Origin of the sequence: Microbacterium sp. NPDC028030 (assembly GCF_040637855.1) — a bacterium.
In the GTDB taxonomy this organism is placed as follows: Bacteria; Actinomycetota; Actinomycetes; order Actinomycetales; family Microbacteriaceae; genus Microbacterium.
On the sequence record NZ_JBEZXF010000002.1, the window covers coordinates 984437 to 1007062 of the forward strand.

Annotated in this window: 19 protein-coding genes; 9 read left to right on the top strand and 10 right to left on the bottom strand. The window is 69.1% G+C overall.

The features are described from left to right. Positions 1-2 precede the first annotated feature (2 nt). On the top strand, positions 3-812 hold the full coding sequence (locus AB0E56_RS13745) for an RDD family protein (RefSeq protein ID WP_359799758.1): 810 nt from the start codon (positions 3-5) through the stop codon (positions 810-812). A gap of 28 nt (positions 813-840) precedes the next feature. On the opposite strand, the gene ahcY is transcribed toward AB0E56_RS13745, so the two are convergent. Then, entirely contained in the window at positions 841-2286 is a 1446-nt protein-coding gene (gene ahcY, locus AB0E56_RS13750) for an adenosylhomocysteinase (RefSeq protein WP_359799760.1), read from the bottom strand. Between the two features lie 58 nt (positions 2287-2344). Next, positions 2345-2551: a DUF3499 family protein gene (locus AB0E56_RS13755; RefSeq protein WP_021199833.1), complete on the bottom strand. Its 207-nt coding sequence runs from the start codon at positions 2549-2551 to the stop codon at positions 2345-2347. Between the two features lie 77 nt (positions 2552-2628). On the opposite strand from AB0E56_RS13755, the gene AB0E56_RS13760 reads away from it, so the two are divergent. After that, positions 2629-3057: a metallopeptidase family protein gene (locus tag AB0E56_RS13760; protein WP_359799764.1), complete on the top strand. Its 429-nt coding sequence runs from the start codon at positions 2629-2631 to the stop codon at positions 3055-3057. A gap of 36 nt (positions 3058-3093) precedes the next feature. Here AB0E56_RS13760 and AB0E56_RS13765 read toward each other — a convergent pair whose 3' ends face one another. The 4 genes from AB0E56_RS13765 to manA all read right to left on the bottom strand — a co-directional run bounded on the left by AB0E56_RS13765 (position 3094) and on the right by manA (position 9278). Beyond that, entirely contained in the window at positions 3094-4476 is a 1383-nt protein-coding gene (locus AB0E56_RS13765) for a DUF5719 family protein (RefSeq protein ID WP_359799767.1), read from the bottom strand. After that, complete coding sequence (locus AB0E56_RS13770) at positions 4473-7502, bottom strand: glycosyltransferase (RefSeq protein ID WP_359799769.1); 3030 nt, start codon at positions 7500-7502, stop codon at positions 4473-4475. Before AB0E56_RS13770 ends, AB0E56_RS13765 begins: the two co-directional genes overlap by 4 nt. Before the next feature lie 160 nt (positions 7503-7662). Then, positions 7663-7983, bottom strand: a complete 321-nt coding sequence (locus AB0E56_RS13775) for a WhiB family transcriptional regulator (protein ID WP_274601226.1) — start codon at positions 7981-7983, stop codon at positions 7663-7665. A 164-nt stretch (positions 7984-8147) separates the two neighbouring features. Next, positions 8148-9278 carry a mannose-6-phosphate isomerase, class I gene (manA, locus tag AB0E56_RS13780; RefSeq protein ID WP_359799772.1) on the bottom strand — a complete coding sequence of 377 codons (1131 nt, stop codon included), beginning with the start codon at positions 9276-9278 and terminating at the stop codon, positions 8148-8150. 69 nt (positions 9279-9347) lie between these two features. On the opposite strand from manA, the gene AB0E56_RS13785 reads away from it, so the two are divergent. After that, positions 9348-10763, top strand: coding sequence for an O-antigen ligase family protein (locus AB0E56_RS13785; RefSeq protein WP_359799774.1), 1416 nt, complete (start codon positions 9348-9350; stop codon positions 10761-10763). Next, the gene (locus AB0E56_RS13790; protein WP_359799777.1) at positions 10760-12058 is read left to right on the top strand and encodes an O-antigen ligase family protein; all 1299 of its coding nucleotides are present in this window, start codon (positions 10760-10762) and stop codon (positions 12056-12058) included. The genes AB0E56_RS13785 and AB0E56_RS13790 overlap by 4 nt, the downstream gene beginning before the upstream one ends. A 22-nt stretch (positions 12059-12080) precedes the next feature. On the opposite strand, the gene galE is transcribed toward AB0E56_RS13790, so the two are convergent. Next, entirely contained in the window at positions 12081-13070 is a 990-nt protein-coding gene (gene galE / locus AB0E56_RS13795) for a UDP-glucose 4-epimerase GalE (RefSeq protein ID WP_359799779.1), read from the bottom strand. A gap of 148 nt (positions 13071-13218) precedes the next feature. On the opposite strand from galE, the gene AB0E56_RS13800 reads away from it, so the two are divergent. From AB0E56_RS13800 to AB0E56_RS13810, 3 genes are read left to right on the top strand one after another with little or no spacing between them, the layout of a single operon-like run. Continuing rightward, positions 13219-15129: a glycosyltransferase gene (locus AB0E56_RS13800; protein ID WP_359799781.1), complete on the top strand. Its 1911-nt coding sequence runs from the start codon at positions 13219-13221 to the stop codon at positions 15127-15129. Then, entirely contained in the window at positions 15126-16088 is a 963-nt protein-coding gene (locus AB0E56_RS13805; RefSeq protein WP_359799784.1) for a glycosyltransferase, read from the top strand. The genes AB0E56_RS13800 and AB0E56_RS13805 overlap by 4 nt, the downstream gene beginning before the upstream one ends. A gap of 3 nt (positions 16089-16091) precedes the next feature. After that, positions 16092-16697 carry a hypothetical protein gene (locus AB0E56_RS13810; RefSeq protein ID WP_359799786.1) on the top strand — a complete coding sequence of 202 codons (606 nt, stop codon included), beginning with the start codon at positions 16092-16094 and terminating at the stop codon, positions 16695-16697. 36 nt (positions 16698-16733) lie between these two features. Here the strand turns inward: AB0E56_RS13810 and AB0E56_RS13815 are convergent, their stop codons facing one another. From AB0E56_RS13815 to glf, 3 genes are read right to left on the bottom strand one after another with little or no spacing between them, the layout of a single operon-like run. Then, positions 16734-17468, bottom strand: coding sequence for an ABC transporter ATP-binding protein (locus AB0E56_RS13815; protein ID WP_359799789.1), 735 nt, complete (start codon positions 17466-17468; stop codon positions 16734-16736). Next, positions 17468-18259: an ABC transporter permease gene (locus AB0E56_RS13820; protein ID WP_359799791.1), complete on the bottom strand. Its 792-nt coding sequence runs from the start codon at positions 18257-18259 to the stop codon at positions 17468-17470. The genes AB0E56_RS13815 and AB0E56_RS13820 overlap by 1 nt, the downstream gene beginning before the upstream one ends. A gap of 10 nt (positions 18260-18269) precedes the next feature. Next, positions 18270-19406 (bottom strand): UDP-galactopyranose mutase, encoded by a 1137-nt coding sequence (gene glf, locus AB0E56_RS13825; RefSeq protein WP_359799793.1) that lies wholly within the window; start codon positions 19404-19406, stop codon positions 18270-18272. Between the two features lie 150 nt (positions 19407-19556). Here glf and AB0E56_RS13830 point away from each other — a divergent pair, with 150 nt between their 5' ends. Both AB0E56_RS13830 and AB0E56_RS13835 read left to right on the top strand, forming a co-directional pair. After that, complete coding sequence (locus tag AB0E56_RS13830; protein ID WP_359799795.1) at positions 19557-21035, top strand: cell wall-binding repeat-containing protein; 1479 nt, start codon at positions 19557-19559, stop codon at positions 21033-21035. A gap of 100 nt (positions 21036-21135) precedes the next feature. After that, the gene (locus tag AB0E56_RS13835) at positions 21136-22554 is read left to right on the top strand and encodes a cell wall-binding repeat-containing protein (RefSeq protein ID WP_359799797.1); all 1419 of its coding nucleotides are present in this window, start codon (positions 21136-21138) and stop codon (positions 22552-22554) included. The last annotated feature ends 72 nt before the right edge of the window (positions 22555-22626 follow it).

Sequence of the window (22626 nt, forward strand, 5' to 3'; positions counted from 1 at the left end):
TCATGTCCGTCCCGATCGACGTCTCCGACGAGGTGCTCTCCGGCGAAGCCGTCGCGATCGACGTGCAACCGGTCGGCTTCCTGCTGCGAGCGCTCGGCGCCGCGATCGACATGATCGTCGGCTACGCGGTCTTCATCCTGTGGCTCTTCCTCCGCATCTGGCTCCTCGACGCCGGTGTACTCGATGAGGCCACCGACCGCATCGCGACGGTCGCGGCGCTCGTCGTGAGCTTCGTGGTGCTGCCGATCACGATGGAGGTGGCGCTGAAGGGCCGCAGCCTCGGCAAGCTCGCCGTCGGCGGGCGCATCGTCCGTGTCGACGGAGGTGCCGCAGGCTTCCGTCACGCGTTCATCCGGGCCCTCCTCGGTGTGCTGGAGATCTACATGACCTTCGGGGGCCTCGCGGTGCTGACCGGGGCGTTCAACGCACGATCGCAGCGTCTGGGCGATCTGGTCGCCGGCACCTACAGTCAGCGCGTGCGCACGCCCGCGCTCCCCTCGCACGCCCCGGCGCTCCCGCCTGCGCTGACGGGGTGGGCTCAGGTCGCCGATGTCGCGCGTATGCCGGATCGACTCGCTCGTCGCATCTCGCAGTTCCTCGTGAGCGCACCGCGCATGCTCCCCGACGCCCGCGCGCGCGTCGCCCTCGATCTGCTCACCGAGGCGACCCCGTTCGTCTCGCCGGTCCCGCCCGTTCCGCCCGAGCAGGTGCTCATGGGAATCACGGTGCTGCGCAGAGAGCGCGAGCGACGCGCGCTGGAGAACGCCGACCGTCGGACCGAGAGGCTCACAGGCCGACGGATCGGCGTCTGATCACCCCTCAGGCCGCACCGGAGTCGGATCAGTAGCGGTAGTGCTCGAGCTTGTAGGGGCCGTCCACCGGAACTCCGATATACGCCGCCTGCGCGTCGGTGAGCGTGGTCAGCTGCACGCCCAGTGCATCGAGATGCAGGCGCGCGACCTTCTCGTCGAGCGCCTTGGGCAGCACGTACACCCCCGTCGGGTAGGCCGCGATGTTCGTGTAGAGCTCGAGCTGCGCCAGCACCTGGTTCGTGAACGACGCGCTCATGACGAAGGACGGGTGGCCCGTCGCATTGCCGAGGTTCATCAGTCGACCCTCGCTGAGCACCAGGACGCTGCGTCCGCTCGGCAAACGCCATTCGTGCACCTGCGGCTTGATCTCGACCTTCTCGACGCCCTCCAACGCCTCGAGGCCCGCCATGTCGATCTCGTTGTCGAAGTGGCCGACGTTGGCGACGATCGCCAGGTGCTTCAGCGCCTGCAGGTGCTCGGTCGTGACGACATCGCGGTTGCCCGTTCCGGTGACCACGATGTCGACCTCGCCCGCGACGTCGATCAGTCGCGCCACCTGGAACCCGTCCATCGCCGCCTGCAGCGCGCAGATCGGGTCGACCTCGCTCACGATCACGCGGGCGCCCTGACCGCGCAGGGCTTCGGCCGCCCCTTTGCCCACGTCGCCGTAGCCGCAGACGAAAGCGACCTTGCCGCCGATGAGCACATCCGTCGCGCGGTTGAGTCCGTCGGGAAGCGAGTGCCGGATGCCGTACTTGTTGTCGAACTTGCTCTTGGTGACGGAGTCGTTGACGTTGATCGCCGGGAACAGCAGGTCGCCGGCTGCTGCGAGCTCGTACAGCCGATGCACGCCGGTGGTCGTCTCCTCGGTCACGCCGATCAGCCCCGCCGCGAGCTTCGTCCAGCGGTCGGAGGACGAGGCGAGCGAGCGGCGGAGGACATCGAGGATGATCCCGTACTCGTGCGAGTCCTCCTCGGCGGTGTCGGGCACGACTCCGGCCCTTTCGAACTCGACGCCCTTGTGCACGAGCAGCGTCGCATCCCCGCCGTCGTCGAGGATGAGGTTCGGGCCGTCGACGCCCGATGCCGACCAGTCGAAGATCTGCTCGGTGCATGCCCAGTACTCCTCGAGCGTCTCGCCCTTCCACGCGAAGACGGGCACGCCCGCCGGGGCGTCGACCGTGCCTCGAGGGCCGACCACGACCGCAGCGGCTGCTTCGTCCTGGGTCGAGAAGATGTTGCAGCTCGCCCAGCGCACCTCGGCGCCGAGCGCGACGAGGGTCTCGATCAGCACGGCGGTCTGCACGGTCATGTGGAGGGATCCCGCGATCCTGGCGCCCTTCAGGGGCTGGGCCGCCCCGAACTCCTCGCGCAGTGCCATGAGCCCCGGCATCTCGTTCTCGGCGAGACGCAGCTGGTGGCGGCCGGATTCGGCGAGGGACAGGTCGGCGACGCGGTACTCGAGCTCAGGCATCTCCCCATTCTTCCATCACGCCGCAGTCGGACTCGCGTGTGTGTCCGACGCGAGCTGCTCAGGCGCGGAGAGCTTCGTGGCGCACGACGAGCCACCCCGCCGGCACCGAGAGTCGGTCGGCATGCGGAGAGCACAGGTCATGGGCCTGGGGATCGTTCGCGGCGCCGAGCGGGCCGAGCGCCGCCATCTGGTCCCCGTAGTCGTAGGTGAGGGTGGCCACGGCCTCTCGCGCGCAGCCGACCTTCGAGCACAGTCGTCCGTCCATCTCCGTCAGAGTACGGCCCTCGAGTCCTTCGATCGGGATGCCGCGCCGCGCACGCAGGCACCGCCTAGACTTTCGTCATGCCCCGTCGTCGCGCCGCCCATGCCTCCGCCGCTCCTCGGCGCGGTGCACGGCACGGACGCCACGGGCGGCTCGGCCGCAGCGAGGTCGTCCGGCCTCCCCTCGCGCCGCTCGACGGACGCATCGACCGTTTCGACCTGACCGTGAGCACGGCCGTCGAGTTCCTCCGCGGGACCTGGCCGGAACTGCAGGACGTCCGCTTCGAGATCGGTGCGATCCCCGGGTTCGACGCGACCGAAGAAGTCCCTCGTTGGTATCTCGATCGGGAACACGGACGAATCGTGCTCTTCCGGCTTCCCATCGAACGGTTGCTGCCTCCGGGGCACGACGACGCCGCGCACCGCCGGATGGCGATCGAGAGCGCCGTGTTCCGTGCCGCCGCCGAGTACGTCGGCCGCGAACCGTGGGACCTCGGTCACGAGCACTGACGATGCGCCGCTGTCCCGACCGAAACCTGGGCAGCCTCAGGGGTAGACGGTTATCGCCTTCTCGACACCCGCGTTCGCCTGCACGGGAAGCACCGCCAGCGCACCAGGGGCGGTGAAGGTCACAGTGGCGTGGATCGGCGCCGTGGTGCGCAGCAGATACGTCTCACGGGCATCGACATCGAGCCCCACACTCTGCCCCGCCGCCACGGTGACTTCTTCCGGCTGCCCGCTGTCGAGGGCCTCGAGCGTCACCGTCGCGTCCTGGTCCGATGCGTTGACCACCTGGACCCGGGGAGAGGGACCCGACGGCACGGCGAAGAGGACGTCGTCGTCGATCTCCGGAGCCGGAGTCACCCACGCGAAATCGGACCCTTGACCGAACCCGTCCTGCTGGCGCAGAGCCGCCACGACCGGCGCATCGGCCACGACATCGACCGTGTACGCCCCGGGTTCGAGGCCGCTGAGCGACACCTGGGCCGGCATGTCGGGTTCGAGCGGAACGGTGAACTCGTCAACGGCGCTCGATGAACCTTCGGGTGTGACCCTGACCTGCACGCGGGCGTCGGCCCCAGGGGACAGCACCCGCAGGACAGCCATCTCCGCGTCGTCCCCGTTCGCGGCGAACACCTGCACCCCGGAGAGCACGAGCCGCTGCTGCGGACCGGGCACCGCATCCTGCAGGTCGATCCCTGCCGGGTCGAGGACCTGCACGAGCGACGACTGGAGCACGGCGCGCACCGGTGCGCCGGTGGCCTCGACGCGGACGACGGGGGCGGCGGTGCCCGCAGCGACAGAGGTGAGCGGAAGAGCGACCTGCGTCCGTGCGGGGACCACGACGGTGCGCGTTCCGCGGGTCTCGCCGTACACCGTGAGCGTCACAGTCGACGGAACCTCTGCGGCATTGGTCAGGATCACGATGTCCTCGGTGCCGGTGTCCGTGCTGCCGCCCACGAGCCACGAGTCGAGCCGCGGCGTGCCGCATGCCGCGGCAGCGTATCCGGCGAGGTCGTCGGCCGCGAGCGTCGCCGACTCGGACGCGGCGATCAACGGCGCGGAACGCCCCTCCACCGCCCCTGTGAGCACGCGCACCTCTCCCGCACCGGGCAGATCCGGGACCGCCAGTGGTACGGAGGACGGATCACCCGAGGTTCCCCCGGTGGTGATGCCGGGTCGCCCGGCCGAGACCATGCTCAACGGATCTGCCGCGTCGCGTCCGAGCGCACGCATGTCGCCGTTGCACACCAGGATGTTGTCGCCAGGGAGCGGGGTCACCTCGACCTGAGCCGGGTCATGGCCGATGATCGGCCACGGTGCATGCACCGCTGCCGCGACGCCGACGACGCACGCGGCGATCACGACGAGCCCCGTCACGACGCGAGCACTCGTCGCCGCGACGCGGAAAGCGCGAGAGCCGCTCATCGGTCCTCCTCCACGGCCGTCGGCCTCGGTTCATCGACATCGTCCGACGGCGGAGACGACTCCGCCGGGTCGGACGGCTCATCGACAGGCTCGGCGATCGGTGCGAGCGCCTCGTCGTTCAGTGCAGCCTCGTCCTGCGGGTCGTCGACAACACCCACGGGGGCCTCCTCATCCAGCGACGCCCTGTCCTCCGCATGCCGTGGCAGGACGAGGGGCTCGTCGGGGGCGCGGCCGACGATACGCGATCGGGCCCGTGCCGCTCGCCGCGAGGCACGCGTCGGGATCGCCAGCAGCAGCGCCGCCAGCACCGCCATCAGCTGGATGGTGATCACGAGACGAGCGCTGCCCTGCTGCGCGTCCGTGAGGCTCGCTGGGCCGGCGACGTCGACGTCGGCCTCGAGCCGCCACAGGACGCCGCGATCGGTCGTCCCGGCGTGAACCAGGCCGGGACGCTGATCGATCGATGCGATCGCCGTGGTGCGGAGGGTGCGAGCCTTGTCCGCTTCGCCGCCGGGGATCTGCGCGACCAGCACGTAGCTGATCCCAGCCGCGGCGAGTTCGCCCGGCGCGTCGAAGTCGCGAGCGGACAGGAGGTCGACCGCGAGAGTCGAGATGTCGGCGCCCTGCGGGTCGACCGCTGTGGAGATCATGGTCGACTGCGACCCGAGCGTCTCGCTCGCGCCCCACACGGCCTCGACCGCGAGACCGCCGTCGTTCTGGGGGGTCAGCACGAGCGTCGCGACGTCACGGTCGCCGGCGGCCTGGGCCGCAACGTACGCAGGAAGGGTCGACTCCGGTCCGTTCGCGAGAACAGAGCGCTCGGTATGGAACGCCGTGAGCGCGGGAACAGCGCAGATCCCGAGGGCGACCGCCGCGACGACCGTCGCGACGGCGCGCAGCCGCGGAAGCGTGATCGCCGTGTCCAGTGTGACGAGTGCGGCACCCAACAGCCCCGCCCACGCCAGGCTGAGTCCCGCACCGGGCCAGATCGCCACTCCGCTTCCCTGGGCGAAGCTCACGGTGATCCCGACAGCGAGGAAAGCCGTCGCGAGACCCGCGAGCGCCACGACGAGGAGCGTGATCCCGGCGCGCCATCTCGGGGCGACCGCCGCACCGAGGGCGAGGAGTGCGATCGGCGCGCACAGCAGGGGCGCCCAGGCGGCGATCGGGGCGGGAAGCAGCGACATCCAGCCGGCGAGATCCGTGGTCGGGAAGCCGGTGGCGAGCGCCAGGCGACCCGCCGCGTCCGCTGCAGCCTGCGGTCCGGCCCAGATCGACCCCGGATCGCCGAGCAGGGCCAGAGGCGTCCCGTGAGCGAGCTGCCAGAACACGAGAGGGGCGAAGAGGGCGGCCGTCGGCACGGGCACCCACAACAGCCGTGCCGCTCCGCGGAACTGCGCGGTGCCCAGCACGATGCCCATCGCCACCACCCAGAGCAGTACGAGAGCGGGCACCAACGACGGTGTGCACGCGCTGACGGCGGCGAGCAGGAGCGAGGCGCTCCCGGCCGCGCCCCAGGAACGGTGCGCCACCACCGCGCTGTGGAACAGCCACGGCAGCAACAGATGCACCAGGACCGCCGTCGGGCGCCCATCGACCAGCGCCGTCAGGAACGTGGGCGCGAGGGCCCACGCGATACCGGCGAAGATCCGCAGCCCCGATCTGTCGGTCACCCTGGTCGCGGCGAACCATCCGCCGAGCACGGCGAGCGGAAGCGCGAGCACCCACAGCAGCACCATGGCGAACGACGGTGCGCCCGGCCACAGGGTGCCCAGCACCGCCACGACAGCCGCGAAAGGATCAGCAGGACCGATGAGGTCGACCGCGGTCCCGCGTACCCCCCACGCGGCGTCGCTCCACAGCGCTGCAACGGTCTGCCGCAACGGCAGCAGTCCTCCGCCGCCGAGCGCAGGCCACGCCAGCAGCGTCGTGAAGGAGGCGATGCTGACCACGAGAGCCGCAAGCACGACCCATGCACCGCCCCCGGAGAAGAAGCGGAGCTCGCTCACGGCGCCACCCTCGCTTCCGTGACCGTCGTCGAGGCGTCGCCGCAGATCCGACGAGGTCACCCGCAGCGGTGCGATGCTCGCCCAGGTGGACGAGCGGAACGCGCGGATACGAGACCGCGACCGCGCGACCGCGCCGACCCGGAGCATCGCGGTGAGGGCCGCGCCCCATTCCGGCAGGACGGCCTCGGGCCGCTTCCCGATGAGGTCGGTGGCGGAGCGCCAGAGAGCGAGAGGGAGCAGGCTCAGCCAGTGCAGAGGCACCGCGGTCGCCGGCGCATAGGCCAGACGACGGTGCAGCTGCGCGAGCCGGGTGACGTAGGCACGACGGAATCTGCCCGACGGCAAGGCCGCGGGGCCGTCGGGCGCCACGGAGATCCTCGCACTCGGCGCGAGCACGACGCGCCCGCCCCCCAAGCGCGCACGCACACCGATGTCGAGTCCTTCGTCGGCTCCCGCGAGCGCTGGATCGGGGCGCAGCGCGTCACGGACCTCCCCACGGATGAGGATGCCGCGGATGTCGGATCCGAGCGCGTCGTCCATCCGGTCGTGCTGTCCCTGGTCGAGTTCCCCGGCGGCGAGCTCGACCGAGCGACCCAGCGCTGTCATGCTGACCCCGAGCGACACGATCTCCCTGTCGTTGTCGGTCGCTACCAGCTTCGGCGCGATCACGGCCGCGGAGGGCGAGCGCTCCAACATGCCGCGAAGTCGCTCGAGGGCGCGAGGGTGGGGAGCGGTGTCCTGGGCCAGCAGCCAGATCGCGGATCCTTCGGACACGCGAGGTCTCGCGAGTTCGACCGCCTCGGCGAAGGACGTCGTGGCGCGCGCCTCGATGATGCCCTCGACCGTCGCGGCGACGGTTTCGCTCTCCCGCGCGGACGCGGCATCCCCGCACATCACGAGCGTCACCGCATCGACGGGCGCGGTCTGGGAGCGCAGTGCTTCGAGAGTGCGGAGGAGCTGCGCGCGGGAAGAGGATCCGGGGCGCGCGACGATGATGGCGTGAACACGGGCTGGCATGACGTCGTCAGCCTATGCGCGCTCCGCGTGGGGCCGGAGCAGTGGATGCGGCGCGCCCGCGAAGCCACGCGATCCGGTATGTACGAAGGTGCTCCGTGCGAGCACGTCCACCGCGCGGCGCCCCCGACAGCAGGTCGCTGCCGGAACCCGACGGCGAGCGTCAGCTCGCGCGGCGCTTGAGCTTGCGACGCTCGCGCTCGGAGAGTCCGCCCCAGATACCGAACCGCTCGTCGTTGTTGAGCGCGTACTCGAGGCATTCGCTGCGCACGTCGCACGTGGTGCAGATGCGCTTGGCATCGCGTGTCGAGCCGCCCTTCTCGGGGAAGAAGGCCTCGGGGTCGGTCTGCGAGCAGAGAGCATCGCTCTGCCAGGCGAGAGCGTTGTCATCATCGGTGGCGTCAGCACGACGCACACCGGGGACGCCGAGGTTGACCGGGTCGACGAACCAGTTCTCCGGCACTTCCGAACGGTAACCCGTCATCTCGACCTCCAACCCTTCAATCCGCCCCCCTGGCGGGCCGTGCGCATGACTAATTACACCCGTGTCATTCGCTGCGGTCAAGTCGCGGATCGTAAACCCTCAAGCGAGTCTTGAAGGTTCACGACGATTCCTCGGCGTGTCGCGGCACGGCGTAGGGGTCCCGCTCACCGCCCCGGCCGCGCGACGAAGGCCTCTCCGACGCCGGAGAGGGTGAGCACGGATTCGTCCGCGCTTGCGAATGCCGTCGACCCGACCGCGAGCGCCACTTCTTCGCCCGCCGCCGACGTGACGACGACCGAGCCGGCGGTGGCGAGGACCATGGTCGGTCCGGCGACGTCGATCGCCACCGGATCGCCGTCGAGCGTGATGCGGGTCAACGCGAAGTCCGGCACCGGAACGGGGTACTCGGTCACGACCTCCCCGGACGCCGGCCGCAGCACAGGCACCTCACCGGGTGATGTATCGAGGATGGCGAGGAGCTCCGGCACATCGATGCGCTTCGGGGTGAGGCCGCCGCGCAGGACGTTGTCGCTCGCGGCCATGATCTCCACCCCGAGTCCGGAGAGGTACGCGTGCAGCAGACCGGCACGCAGGAAGATCCCCTCTCCTCGGCGCAGCACCACGTGGTTCATGAGCAGGGCGACGACGACCCCGGGGTCGCGCGGATAGGTCTTCGCGACGTCCGCGATCGCGCGGAGAGTCGTCCTCCACTCCCCCGCGTCATCGCGCTCGGAGGCCGTGACGACCGCCTCGATGATCTGGTCGACCTCGCGCTGCGCCTCACCGCCGAGAAGCCATCCGATCGCATCACGCAGGGGGTCGCCCGCTGACTTGAGACGCGCACGCAACCGCGCGACTCCCTCGCCGCCGCCGAGGAGGCCGAGCAGGGAGATCGTGTCGTCGATCGGCCGCAGACCGCTCAGAGACTCGAACCTCTCGCTGAGCGCGACGATGAGCTCCGGCTTGTGGTTGTCGTCGCGATAGTTGCGCCGAGGGTCGTCGGCGGCGAGGCCGAGTTCGCGCTCCCAACCCGCCCTCGCCTGGGCTACCGTCGGGTGCACCTGGATCGAGAGCGGCTGCCCTGCGGCGAGCAGCTTCAGCAGGTACGGGAGGGAGCCACCGGTGATCTGGTCGAGAGTGCCGCCTCCCGCCACGTCGGCAGGGTCACCGGGATGGTCTCCGAACCACACCTCGGCTTCGGGTGCACCGGTGGGCGCGCGCCCTTCGAGGGAGGCCAGGAGGGAGGCGGAGCCCCAGGCGTAGTCGCGGGGCTCATTCGTCAGGCTCAGCAGCATGTCCCCCAGCGTAGAGCCGCGTCGCGGCGTTCAGGGATGCCAAGAGCGTGGCGCGGTAGCCTGAACGCGATGGCCCAGTACACCAAGCACCCGGTGACAGCCCCGCCCTCGGCGCCGGAGCGCGAGTCGACGGGGCATCTCCTGCTGCGCGGCTACGTGATCCTCGTGCTCATCACGACGTTCGCGCACAGCGCGGTGTACAACCTCCTCGGCATCGAGGGTGCTGCCGTCGTCCTGGCCGTGTTCACGCTCGCGACGCTCGGCATCGGCGTCCCGATGCTCACTCGCCACCGACCGCAGCCGTTCCGCTGGCGACGCCTCCCGTGGACGGCAGTCGGCTATGTCGCCTTCGCCCTCCTGTCGGTCGCGTGGTCGCAGTGGCCCGGGCCGACGCTCATCACCTGGGTCCTGCTCGCGGCTGTCACCGCAAACGGCCTGTTCATCGCGCACGCGCTCACGTGGCATGAGATCATCCGGGCGCTCTCCTCCGCTTTCAAGTGGATCCTCGGCCTCTCGCTGGCGATCGAGCTGTGGGTCTCCCTCGTGCTGCACGGGCCGCTCCTGCCGAACTTCGTGACTCTGCCGGACGGGGAGATCGACCCGCAGTGGTACTGGGTGCGCGACAACCTGTTCGACGGTGGACGCATCCAGGGCATCGTGGGCAATGCGAACCTGCTGGCGATCATCTCCCTGTTCGCGATCATCACCTTCGGGGTGCTGTTCGCCGCTCGCGCTCGCTGGCGCACCACGCTCGCACTGTGGATGCTCCTCGCGGCATACTTCCTGTTCCGCACGTCCTCGGTCACCGCTCTCGCGTGCGCGGCGGCGGCGGTGGTGGTCCTCGTGGTCGCCCTGCTGATGCGACGGGCGCGCACCCCCGGTGCCCGAACCCGCATCTACGTGATCGCGATCGGCGGCACTGCCGTGGCGGCTGCCGCCGTCTGGCTGCTGCGCGATCAGCTGCTCGGCCTCGTGGGGCGCAGCTCCGATCTGACGGGCCGATCCGACCTGATCTGGGCCAAGGTCCTCGAGCGCGTGAGTGATCACCCGATCTTCGGCAACGGCTTCTCCAGCCCGTGGATCCCCACCGACCCCGCGTTCGACCGCTGGATCACCGACCACGGACTCACGGTCTTCCACGCCCACAACATGTGGCTTGACGTGCTGTTCCAGCTGGGCGTCGTCGGCGTCATCCTGATGGGCGTCGCCTACCTGAGTCTGCTCTGGCGGTCCTGGTTCTTCGCGGTCGACCGCCCGCGATGGGACCTCGATGCACGGCGGCCCTACTCGCCGCTGACTCTCCTCCCCAGCCTCTTCACGGTGGTGCTGCTCGTGCAGGGGTTCTCCGAGTCGACCCCGATCATGCTGTGGGGCTGGCTGCTCGTGGTCCTGCTGTCGTTCAAGCTCAAGTCCGTGCCGCTCGTGGGCGTCGGAGAACGGGACCTCGTGTTCGAACGCGGCACACGGCAACGGCGGGTGCCGTGACTTCGGCGCGTCCCCTCGTGCGCCTCCTCGGCTCGGCGGAGTTCGCGCGGGCCTTCACCCTCGCCGCTCTGACCGCCGTCTTCGGCTCCTTCGCGATCGAGCGGATGGCCTCGGCCGTCACCCTTGCCACGGTCATCACCGTGCTGTGCGTGCTGGGCGCCGCGATCCTTTGGGTCCGTCGCGACGAGCTCTCCCCGCTGAGGATCGCCCCCTCGTCCCTCTTCGCCTTCCTCGGCTGGGCGCTCGTGAGCCTGGTGTGGACGACGGATCGCTCCGACACCTTCTTCGGATGGATGTCCCTGTTCGGATTCGCGTTCCTGGCGATCACGATCGGTCATATCCGTGACACGCTGCAGACCGTGCGAGCGATCGGCGATACGTTGCGCGTCCTCCTCGGCGCCTCGCTCGGACTCGAGATCCTCTCGGGCATCCTGCTCGACGTCCCGTTCACGTTCCTCTCCATCCAGGGCGATCTGGCGGCAGGCGGTCCGATCCAGGGCCTGTTCGGCAGCCGCAACATGCTGGGATTCATCGCGGTCATCGCGCTCATCACCTTCGTGATCGAGTGGCGCACGCAGTCCGTGGAACCGCCGCTCGCCGTCGTCTCGATCGGGCTCGCCGGGGCGCTGGCGTTCCTCTCCGCCTCCCCCACCGTGCTCGTGCTCGCCGTCGCGGTCGGCATCGTCACGCTCGCCCTCACGATCGTGCGGCACACCGCGCCGCACCGGCGCAACGTCGTCCAATGGATGCTCGGAGCGATGGTGGCGCTCGCTCTCGTGATCGCCTTCGCGTTCCGCCATCAGATCATCGCGCTCCTCGACGCCGGGTCAGACTTCTCGATCCGGGCGTCGCTGTGGAACACGATCCTCGACTTCGTCGCCCTGAAGCCGATCCAGGGATGGGGCTGGTTCGGCGATTGGGCGCGCGGCGAATTCCCCTTCACGTTCATCAACTTCCAGCTCGACGACCACCACCAGAGCGCGTTGAACGCCTTCTTCGACGTTCTCCTCCAGCTCGGCTGGGCAGGCCTGGTGCTGTTCCTGCTGCTCGGTGGAGTGGCCCTGATCCGCTCGTGGCTGGTGGCGAGCGCTCGGCGGTCCGTCGTCTACGCCTGGACCCCGATCATGCTCGTCACCCTCGCCGTCGACTCGATGTTCGAGAGCTTCACCCTGGTGGGCGCGGGGTGGTTCATGCTGGTGCTCTGCGCACTGCGCGCGGGGCAGTCACGGTCATGGCGCGAGAACATCGATGCCGCGCACACCGGAGCGATCCCGACTCTCCGCCCTCAGCAGTAGCGGCGCACACGCGAGGAAGGCCTCAGCCCAGCGCGCGCAGCTTCTCCGCCCAGGCGATCGCGTCGCGGACGCCGTCGTCCACCGAGCGCTCCGCACGCCAGGCGAGCACATCTGCCGCACGGTCCACGATCGCGAACGCACCCGCCTGGTCACCGGGGCGGCGGGCGGCCTCGACCACGGGAAGCGGCTCTCCGGTGACGCGCTCGAAGGCACTGATGAGTTCGCGAACCGTCACTCCCGCTCCCGTGCCGAGGTTGATCACCTGAGACGGCGCGTCGGGCGTGGCGACCTGGTCGAACCTCTGCACGGCCGCGACATGCGCGAGGGCCAGATCCCAGACGTGGATGTAGTCCCGAAGCCCGGTTCCGTCCCGCGTCGCCCAGTCGGTGCCGGTGATCGTGAACGGTTCTCCCGACGCGCGTGCCTGCATGATCCGGCCCAGGGCGTGGGTGGGGGTCGGGTTCTGCAACCCGGTGCGCAGCCGCGGGTCCGCTCCGATCGGATTGAAGTACCGCAGCGCGATGGCACGGAAGTCCCCCGCTTTCGCGGAGTCGTCGAGGATCTGCTCGATCATCGCCTTGGTCGCCGCGTACGGGCTCGCCGGCGCGAGGCTGCCGTGTTCGTCCACGCCCTCGCCGGACTCCCCGGCGTACACCGCCGCCGAGGAGCTGAACACGATCCGAGGGATCCCCGCGTCGCGCAGACCCTGCAGGAGCGTGATCGTCTTGCCGACGTTGGCGTCGTAGTAGCCGAGCGGGTCCGCGACGGATTCCGGGACCACGATGCGTGCTGCGCAGTGGATGACCGCGTCGATGTCGGGGTGATCGGCCAGCAGCCTATCGAGCACGCCACGGTCCGCGATGTCGCCGATGTAGAGATCGCGTCCTTCGCCGAAGGCCTTGAGCCCGGTGGAGAGATCGTCGAGGATCACCACCTCGATCCCCGCCTCGATGCATGCCGTCGCGACAGTCGCGCCAATGTAGCCGGCACCGCCGGTGATCAGTACCTTCATCGCGGTCAGTCTAGCCAGTGCGTCTCGTCGCCAGCAGGGAGGCTCTCCGCAGATCCAGAGGTCATCGACGGTAGGCTACTCACTGCTCGTCGAATCCCGCGCCGTCCTCCGACGGCGGCCTGCGGCATCAACATCGGAGAACCTCCCAGTGGCTCACGTCCTTCAGAACGTCGTCTTCCCACTTGATCGCGACCCCGATCTGCTTCCCCTCTACGCCGACCCGGAGACGTGGTCCGTGATCGAGAACGAGCCCGTGCGCGTGTCCAATCGCGCGCACCTCGGAAACATCCTCGGCCGCCACCGCGCGCGGATCGTGGCGGGGCGTCGCGTCTCGCTGGGGACCTACTTCAACGCGTTCCCCGCCTCCTACTGGCAGCACTGGACGAGCGTGCGCGACGTGCGCCTCACCGTGCGCACCACGGGACCGGCGACCATCCTGGTCTACCGCTCCAACGGTTCGGGTGTCCGCCAGCGCGTCGCCACCCGCGAGGTCACCGGCGAGTCGTCGACGTCCTTCGACCTCGAGCTCACGCAGTACAGCGACGGCGGGTGGATCTGGTTCGACATCGTCGCCGACGAGAAGCCGGCCGTGCTCGAGGGCGCTGTGTGGACCACCGAGCAGGAGCCCGCACGGACCGGCAAGGCGTCGCTCGGCATCACGACCTACAACAAGCCCGACTACTGCGTCGAGACGCTGCGCGCGCTGGCCGCATCCCCCGATGCGCTGGAGTTCGTCGACCGGATCTTCCTGGTCGACCAGGGCACCCGGCTCGTCGCCGACCAGGACGGCTACGACGACGTCGCCGCGAGCCTCGGAGAGACCCTCCAGGTGATCCGGCAGGACAACCTGGGCGGCTCCGGCGGCTTCGCCCGCGCCATGCATGAGGCGCTGCAGCGCCCGGAGAGCGACTTCGTCCAGCTCCTCGACGACGATGTCCGGCTCGAACCCGAGTCGCTGCGCCGTTCGATCGTGTTCGGTCAGTACGCGACCAGTCCGCTGCTCGTCGGCGGCCACATGTTCGATCTGCTCGACCGCCCCAAGCTGCACGGCTGGGCCGAGGTCGTCGACGAAGGCCCCTTCATGTGGCGGAACCTCTACCAGGAGAAGATGCCGCACGACTTCGGCGTCTCGAACCTCCGTCAGTCCACTCTCCTGCACATGCGTATGGACGCCGACTACAACGGCTGGTGGATGTGCCTCATCCCGCTCGATGCCGTCCGGAAGGTCGGTCTGTCGCTTCCGGCCTTCATCAAGTGGGACGACGCCGAGTTCTGCCTGCGCGCTGGAGAAGCGGGTTTCCCGACCGTGTCGATGCCGGGAGTCGCGCTCTGGCACGTCGCCTGGGTCAACAAGGACGACACGATCGACTGGCAGGCGTATTTCCACGCCCGCAACCGCATCGTCGCGGGCTTGCTGCATTCGAACGCCCCGCGTGGCGGTCGTCTCATCGTGCACAGCCGGCGCGTCGACCTCAAGCACCTCATGATGATGCAGTACTACCCGGCTGCCCTGCGCGCCAGGGCGCTGAAGGATGTGCTCTCCGGTCCGGAGCACCTGCGCCGAGACCTCGCCACCGCCATGCCCGCAGCGCGTGCCCTCGCCGCCGACTTCCCGGAGACCGTCGTGCATCGCGACCCCTCGACGGTGCTGCACTCGCGGCGCGGTCGTCAGGTGTACAAGCAGCTCGACAAGAACGATCTGGACAACCCGAAGGGGCTCCGGCTGCGCTGGTTCACCCTCGCCACGCTCGCGTCGCATTTCGTGCACCGGCCGCATCCCGCCAACGTCGCCCAACCCGAGGTCGAGTTCGGCAAGGAGGATGCGCACTGGTGGCGCGTCCCCGCTTTCGACAGCGCCCTCGTGAGCGCCGCCGACGGCTCCGGCAAGAACATCTACACGCGTGACCGCGCGAAGTACCGCCGGATGCTGCGAGAGACGCTGCGACTGCACGCCGAGTTGCGGCGCCGCTGGCCCGAGCTGCAGAAGCAGTACCGGCAGGCGCTCCCCGATCTCGTCTCCCCCCAGTCCTGGCAGAAGATCTTCGAGGAGAAGGCATGACCGCGGCTCCCGCTGCATTCGACCCGAAGGCCGCGACGATCGTCATCGTCACCTTCAACCGCTCCCACCTTCTCTCGGGCCTGCTGACCAGCATCACCGCGATGGACCCGAAACCTGGGCGCGTCGTGATCATCGACAACGCCTCGTCCGACGACACGACCGACGTGGTCGAGTCGTTCCGCGACGACATCGGCACCGAGATCGTGTACCGGCGGCTGGACACGAACACCGGCGGCTCCGGCGGCTTCAGCGAGGGGATGCGCACCGCGTACGAACTCGGCTCCGAGTGGATCTGGATGATGGACGACGACGTCGAAGTCCTCACCGAGGGGCTCGCGAAGATGGGAGCCTGGAGCAGCCGGTTCAAGAGCATCCAGGGACGGCGCTTCGACTACGACGGCAGCGAGTTCTACTGGCAGTACCGCATCGCCGAACGCATGGGCATCCCGATCCCGTTCGCCCCGTCGGGCTTCGACGAGACCGGATACAAGGAGATGAACAGCGGATGCTTCGAGGGCATGTTCATCCACCGTTCGATCGTGCAGCAGATCGGGCTTCCCGACCCCCGGTTCTTCATCTACTGGGACGACCAGATGTACGGGTGGCTGGCCTCGCGCCTGACGACCGCGGTGATCGTCGACGAGTTCGTGCTGCGTCGCACCCGTGAGATCAAGCAGTGGGACATGGGCATCCGCCACATGAACGCGTCGAGCAACGCCTACCGCTACTACATCATGCGCAACCGCGGCTTCATCAAGCAGTATTACCGTGTCCACGGCGTCTACAACCCCGTGCTGTTCGGCCTCGGCACCGCGGCGACCTTCTTCAAGGAGCTCATCCGCCTCGTCTTCGTCGAGCGGACCGTGCGTGGCACGAGCAACCTGTTCCGCGGCATCCGCGACGGCGGCAAGGCGGGCCGTGACCGCACCTGGCAGCCCATGCCCCCTCTGGAGGCGTGACGGATGGACGAACAGGCGCCGGAGCTGCGCTGGGCTCCCCTGCCCCCGCAGCCGAAGAGGACGGGGCGGGTCTGGCTCATCGTGGGACTCGTCGTCGCGGCGCTCGCGATCGTCGGAGCCCTCCTCTTCTTCCTGGTGCCGCGCGGCGAGAGCACGCCCCCGACGGAGTCCGCCTCCCCCTCGCCCTCCGCATCCGCGTCGCCGACCCCGACGGCGACCCCGACCGCTTCTCCGACGCCCTCCGCCGTGCCGGAGCCGACGCAGACCCCGATGGTGACCCCACCGCCGGTCGAAGACCCCAGCCTCGGGGTCTTCCGCGAGCGCGTGAGCGGCCCGCTGGGCGCCGCACCTCGCGGCCTCGACATCATCGCCGGATCGAGCGGGCAGGACGCCCTCTCGGTCGTCGACACGCTCCAACTCGACGCCCAGGGGCTGTCGGATGCCCGGCCGCCGTCATCGATCGGTGCAGCCTGGCACGACGGGGTGTCGGCGTACAGCGAGCGCCTCACGCAACTGCGCACGGCGATCTCGAACCAGTCGGGCGTCTCCGCCGCCGTGGATGCCGCCCGCACGTCCGTCCAGCAGCTGAGGACACTCGTCGGACTCTGAGCCGCAGGCGACCGCGGCTCGTCGGGGTCGCGCTCGCTACACCGCGTAGTCGGCGTTGTAGCGGTCGAGCACCTCGGCGATCGGGGCGTCGAGCGCCAACGCACCCTTGTCGAGGTAGAGCCCCCTGGTGCAGAAGCGTCGCAGGTCGCGCTCGTTGTGACTGACGAAGAAGAGCGTGCGCCCTTCGGCGAGCAGCTCGTCGATGCGCTTGTAGCACTTGTCACGGAACGCCTTGTCACCGACGGCGAGCACCTCGTCGACGAGCAGGATCGGCTCGTCGAGCTGCGACACGACCGAGAATGCGAGCCGCACCTTCATCCCGTTGGAGAGGTGCTTGTACGGAGTCTCCTCGAACCCGGCGAGCTCCGCGAACGCGATGATGTCGTCGTAGCGGCGAGAGACCTCGTCGCGCGACATCCCGTGCAGGCCCGCGGTCAGACGGACGTTCTCGCGCACCGTGAGGTCTCCGACGAACCCGCCGGTGATCTCGATCAGGGGGGCGACTCCCCCGTTCACCGCGACGGTGCCCTCATCGGGGAGCAGCACCTTCGCGACGAGCCGGAGCAACGTGGACTTGCCCTGTCCGTTGCGCCCGACGACGCCGATGGATTCCCCTGGCTGCACGGTGAAGGAGACGTCGCGGAGCGCCCAGAACTCGCCGGGACGCGACCGGCGCGAGGCTCCGGCGAACAGGTCCTTGAAGCTGCGGCGGCCTCGCCTGTTCCGACGGAAGTGAACGCCGAGTCCCTGGACTTCGATCGCGGGTGCCATCACAGCTCCTTCAGCACGGGGCGCTCGAGGCGGCCGAAGGTCCACGTCCCGAGCGCGAGGATGCCCACGCACATCACCGCACTGACGAGAACCGGCATCGGCTCCCACAGGTCGGGGAAGAAGCCCACCCGGTAGAGCGTGAAGATGCCCGCGAGCGGGTTGAACGCCCCGATGATGTCGAAGGGCGCGGGGAGGTCGCGGAAGCTGTAGATCACGGGCGAAGCGTAGAAGAGCGCCCGCAGGATGAGCGCGGTCGTGCGTTCGAGATCGGCATACAGGGCGCACAGCGGCGCCACGAGGAGGCCGAGTCCGACCAGGAGCACGGTCTGCATGAGGATCGCCACGGGGAACCACAGCAGCATCCAGGTCACGTGTGCGCCGCTGAACACCGCGAACAGGACGAGCACGGGCATGGAGAACAGGAACTCGATGCCCTTGCTCAGCACGATGCGGTTGACCCAGATGGAGCGAGGGATGGCGGTGGACCTGACCAGGCGGGAGTCCTTCTTGAACGCGCGCGTGAAGTCCGACACCGAGGTGTTGAACCACACCCACGGCAGCAGCGCGACGATGAGGAACACGATGTATGGGTCCTCACCGACACTCCGGTGGAAGATCTGCGTGAAGACGAACCAGTAGATCGCGCTCATCACGAGCGGATCGAGGATCGACCACAGGTAGCCGAGGGAGCTCGTCGCGTACCGGACCTTGAGGTCGCGGGCGGACAGCAGCCACAGCGAATGCAGATAGCGCCGGGGCGTCCCGGGCGCCCCGACAGCAGCGTGACTCACGATGTCGAGTCTAGGAGAGAGTGTTGTTCCAGAGCGACAGCGCCGAGCCGATGGCCATGTGCATGTCGAGGTACTGGTACGTGCCGAGGCGTCCGCCGAAGTGCACGTCCTGCTCGCCCTTGGCCAGCTCACGGTAGGCCAGCAGCCCCTCGCGGTCGGTCGGCGTGTTCACCGGGTAGTACGGCTCGTCCTCCCGCTCCGCGAAGCGGGAGAACTCCCGCATGATCACGGTCTTGTCCGACTCGTAGACGTCCTTGCGCTCCGGGTGGAAGTGCTTGAACTCGTGGATGCGGGTGTACGGCACGTCCATGTCCGGGTAGTTCATGACGCTCGTGCCCTGGAAGTCGCCCACGTTCAGCACCTCCTGCTCGAAGTCGAGCGTGCGCCAGCTCAGCGCGCCCTCGGCATAGTCGAAGTAGCGGTCGACCGGGCCGGTGTACACCACGGGGACCTGCCCGACGGTCGCCTTCTTGCTGAGGGGCTGCGCGTCGTCGAAGTAGTCGACGTTCAGCTTGACCTCGATGTTCGGGTGATCGGCCATCCGCTCCAGCCACGCGGTGTACCCGTCGGTGGGAAGCCCCTCCCACGTGTCGTTGAAGTAGCGGTTGTCGTACGTGTAGCGCACCGGGAGCCGGCTGATGATGTCTCCGGAGAGCTTCTGCGGGTCGGTCTGCCACTGCTTCGCGGTGTAGTCGCGGAAGAACGCCTCGAACAGCGGGCGACCGACGAGAGCGATGCCCTTCTCCTCGAAGTTCGCGGCCGTCTTGGCGTCGAACTCGCCCGCCTGCTCCTTGACCAGCGCGCGCGCCTGGTCGGGCGTGTACGCCGACTGGAAGAACTGGTTGATCGTCCCGAGGTTCACCGGCATCGGGAACACCGTGCCCTTGTGCGTCGTGTAGACCCGGTGGACGTAGTTCGTGAACGACGTGAAGCGGTTCACGTACTCCCACACCGTCGCGTTGGAGGTGTGGAAGAGATGCGCACCGTAACGGTGGACCTCGATCCCCGTCTCGGGCTCGGCCTCGCTGTAGGCGTTGCCGCCGATGTGGTGGCGGCGGTCGATGACAGTTACCTTGCGGCCCGCTTCGGCGGCACGCTCAGCGATGGTGAGGCCGAAGAAGCCCGACCCGACGACGAGAAGATCCATGCCACCCATGGTATCGGCGCGTGGCTGGGAGCCCGTCCCACCGCGGCGTCCCCTCCCCCTCTCCCCGTTTGTCCAGGCGCGCGTACTCGACCGCTACGCTGAGCGGCATGCGGGAACGCCGCAGCCTGTTCACCCCAAGATGGAGTTCCCATGTCCCGACGTGCGGTACCCGCTGCTCTCGCCGCGGTCGTCCTCGCTGCCTCTCTACTCACCACGACCGGGATGAGCGCGTCCGCCGACGTCACGCGACCGTCGGAGACCGGCACCGCAGCCGATATCTCCTTCCCCGCCGGCGTCTCACGTCTCGCAGGCAAGGACCGCTACGACACGGCGATCGCCGTGTCGAAGAAGTACGCTGCGGGCACGGATGCGGTCTTCGTCGCCACCGGCGCGAACTTCCCCGACGCCCTGTCCGCGGCCGCGGCCGCGGCACGTCTCGGTGCACCGCTGCTGCTCACGCCCGGGACGACATTGCCCGCCGCCGTGCGTACGGAGATCACGCGGCTGAGCCCCGCGACCATCTTCATCGCCGGTTCCGAAGGTGCGGTCGGTGCTGGCGTCGAACGCGCGCTCACGGCGATCGCACCGGTGGAGCGGCTCGGGGGCGCCTCCCGATATGAGACGGGAAACGCGCTGGTCCGCCGGGTTTTCCCAGGAGCCACCCACGCCTTCATCGCGACAGGAAGGACGTTCCCCGACGCCCTCGCCGCCACCGGCGCCGCGGGTGCCACGTCAGCACCGGTCATCCTCGTGGACGGCGCAGCCGCCTCGCTGCCGACCGACACTCGAGACCTGCTCGACGCTCTGGGCGTCTCCGCGGTGACCATCGTCGGAGGCGCGGGTGCGGTCTCCCCCGGCATCGAGGCGGAACTCGCGAACGCGTACGACGTCCAACGGCTGGGCGGCGCCGGCAGGTTCGACACCGCGGCACTCATCAACGATTCCTTCTTCTCCGCCGGATCGGCCCCCGCAGCCTTCCTCGCGACGGGACAGAACTTCCCTGACGCGCTGGCCGGTGCCGCACTGGCAGGACGCACCAAGAGCCCGGTCTACGTCACGAACGCCGCCTGTGTGCCCGAATCCGCGCACCTGTCGCTGCAGCGACTCGGCGCCCCCAGCACAGTGGTGCTCGGAGGTGTCGCCGTGGTCGGCGCCCAGGCCGCCGCGAACATGGGTTGCCTCACGGCGGGAACTCCGACGATCTCCGGCACCGCCCACGTGACCGGCTCGCTCACGGCGAACGTCGGAACGTGGACGGCGGGGACGACGTTCCAGTACCAGTGGCTTGCGAACGGGAGCCCCCTGTCCGGAGCGACGGGGGCTCGACTCGCACTGAGCGCGGCGCACGCGGGCAAGCAGATCTCCGTGCGGATCACCGGCTCCAACCCCGGCTACGTGTCGGCTTCGGTGCTCTCCGGACGGACCTCGGCCATTTCCTATCCGGTGCGCACGACCCCGGTCGACAGCTGGAACTGCCCGAGTTGGGCACCGATCAAGGGGAACATCGGAGCCAAGGAGAAGATCTACCACATGCCCGGCGGGCGCTACTACGCGGCCACGAACCCCGAGGAGTGCTTCCGCACGGAGGCCGCCGCGAAGAGCGCCGGCTACCGCCGCTCGAAGCTGTGACGACGTCGTCTCCGATCACCATGGAGACAGGCTCGCGGCACGATAGGATCACGCAACGGCCCCGGGCTCTCCGGGCGCCTCGAAGAGAAACGATGACTCCTTGAAAACACGTTCGCACCGTCGCGCCGTCGTTGCCGCGACCGTTCTCGCCCTCGCTCTGTCGACTCCGCTCGCCGCAGCAGCCGCGGGAGACCAGGAGCTTCCGCAGCTCGACCAGACCGACTCCTCGACGCCGCCTGAAACGCACTTCCGGCTGGACGAGACCCCGGTCTCGAGTAACCGCTCGGCGGAGCCGAAGGCGCTGGCCGCTGCGGAAGCGCCCGGTGCCGTCACGGGTGTGACCATCGGCGATGTGACCTCCACCGACGCTCACGCCGCCTGGGCCGCGCCTGCAGACAACGGTTCGACGATCACCGGGTACCACCTGCAGATCCTCATCGGCGGCTCCGTCATCGAGGAGTTCGTGTCGGACACCCCCGTGCTCGGCGCGACCCTCTTCAACCTCGCCCCTGACACCACCTACGGATTCCGCGTCGCTGCGGTCAACGCCATCGGCACCGGCGACTTCTCCGCCGTGCAGTCCTTCACCACGACGCACACCTGGGTGGAGCGGCAGTTCGGCGCCGACCGCTTCGAGACCGCTGTGCGCGTCTCCGAGAGCGCCTTCCCCTACGAGGGCGTGCCGGTCACTTTCATCGCGAACGGCCTGAACTTTCCTGATGCTCTGGCCGCGGCCGCGGCCGCGGGCACCTTCGGCGGACCTGTGCTCCTCGCGCGACCGACCAGCGTGAGTGCCGGGACCGTGGCCGAGGTCGCCGCGCTGAAGCCGGAGTACCTCTTCGCCGCCGGCGGGAAGGCCGTCGTCGGCGACTCCGTGTTCAACAAGCTCTCGCCGTACGCGACCATGGGCTCCGATCGCGCCGCCGGCGCGTCGCGATACGAGACCGCTGGCCTCATCTCCACGCTGTGGGAGTCGACCGGTACCGTGTATCTCGCGAACGGGATGAACTTCCCTGACGCCCTGGCAGGTGCTGCCGCGGCCGGGTACGAAGGTGCTCCGGTGCTGCTCACCAAGCAGGGTTCGCTCCCGCCGGAGACGGCTGCGTACCTCGCCTACCACCGGCCGACGAGGCTGGTCATCCTCGGAGGAAACGGCGCCGTCAGTCAGGCCGTCGTCGACCAGGCGCAGCGGGCCGCTGGCGGATTCGTCGCGTCGATCCAGCGCCTGTCGGGCGACAGCCGCTACGACACCGCGGTCGACATCTCCCGTCGCACCTTCACCACGCCGAGAGTGCCCGTGGTGTACATCGCAAGCGGGCAGAACTTCGCCGACGCGCTCGCGGGGGCTGCGGCGGCTGGCGCCCTCGGTGGACCCGTGCTGCTCACCGAGCCGAACACGATCAGCGACGCGACCATCGCCGAGATCGAACGACTGGATCCGGTCCGCGTGGTCGTGCTCGGAGGCCCAGCGGTCGTGAGCGACGCGGTCAAGGACCGCATCGCGAACGCGATCGACTGACCGATCGGAACGGTCGCGGCGTTTCTTCGTGCCGCGACCGTTCTGCCGCTCTCCGCACTGCACCGCACTGCA

What these genes read in the sequence shown, in the direction of transcription:
- manA (WP_359799772.1), bottom strand. Translation starts at nt 9,278, where the DNA reads ATGCTGCTGAGCCTGACGAATGAGCCCCGCGACTACGCCTGGGGCTCC.
- AB0E56_RS13830 (WP_359799795.1), top strand. Translation starts at nt 19,557, where the DNA reads ATGTCCCGACGTGCGGTACCCGCTGCTCTCGCCGCGGTCGTCCTCGCT.
- ahcY (WP_359799760.1), bottom strand. Translation starts at nt 2,286, where the DNA reads ATGCCTGAGCTCGAGTACCGCGTCGCCGACCTGTCCCTCGCCGAATCC.
- AB0E56_RS13765 (WP_359799767.1), bottom strand. Translation starts at nt 4,476, where the DNA reads ATGAGCGGCTCTCGCGCTTTCCGCGTCGCGGCGACGAGTGCTCGCGTC.
- galE (WP_359799779.1), bottom strand. Translation starts at nt 13,070, where the DNA reads ATGAAGGTACTGATCACCGGCGGTGCCGGCTACATTGGCGCGACTGTC.
- AB0E56_RS13785 (WP_359799774.1), top strand. Translation starts at nt 9,348, where the DNA reads ATGGCCCAGTACACCAAGCACCCGGTGACAGCCCCGCCCTCGGCGCCG.
- AB0E56_RS13760 (WP_359799764.1), top strand. Translation starts at nt 2,629, where the DNA reads ATGCCCCGTCGTCGCGCCGCCCATGCCTCCGCCGCTCCTCGGCGCGGT.
- AB0E56_RS13810 (WP_359799786.1), top strand. Translation starts at nt 16,092, where the DNA reads ATGGACGAACAGGCGCCGGAGCTGCGCTGGGCTCCCCTGCCCCCGCAG.
- AB0E56_RS13745 (WP_359799758.1), top strand. Translation starts at nt 3, where the DNA reads ATGTCCGTCCCGATCGACGTCTCCGACGAGGTGCTCTCCGGCGAAGCC.
- AB0E56_RS13805 (WP_359799784.1), top strand. Translation starts at nt 15,126, where the DNA reads ATGACCGCGGCTCCCGCTGCATTCGACCCGAAGGCCGCGACGATCGTC.
- AB0E56_RS13775 (WP_274601226.1), bottom strand. Translation starts at nt 7,983, where the DNA reads ATGACGGGTTACCGTTCGGAAGTGCCGGAGAACTGGTTCGTCGACCCG.
- AB0E56_RS13755 (WP_021199833.1), bottom strand. Translation starts at nt 2,551, where the DNA reads ATGGACGGACGACTGTGCTCGAAGGTCGGCTGCGCGCGAGAGGCCGTG.
- AB0E56_RS13770 (WP_359799769.1), bottom strand. Translation starts at nt 7,502, where the DNA reads ATGCCAGCCCGTGTTCACGCCATCATCGTCGCGCGCCCCGGATCCTCT.
- glf (WP_359799793.1), bottom strand. Translation starts at nt 19,406, where the DNA reads ATGGATCTTCTCGTCGTCGGGTCGGGCTTCTTCGGCCTCACCATCGCT.
- AB0E56_RS13815 (WP_359799789.1), bottom strand. Translation starts at nt 17,468, where the DNA reads ATGGCACCCGCGATCGAAGTCCAGGGACTCGGCGTTCACTTCCGTCGG.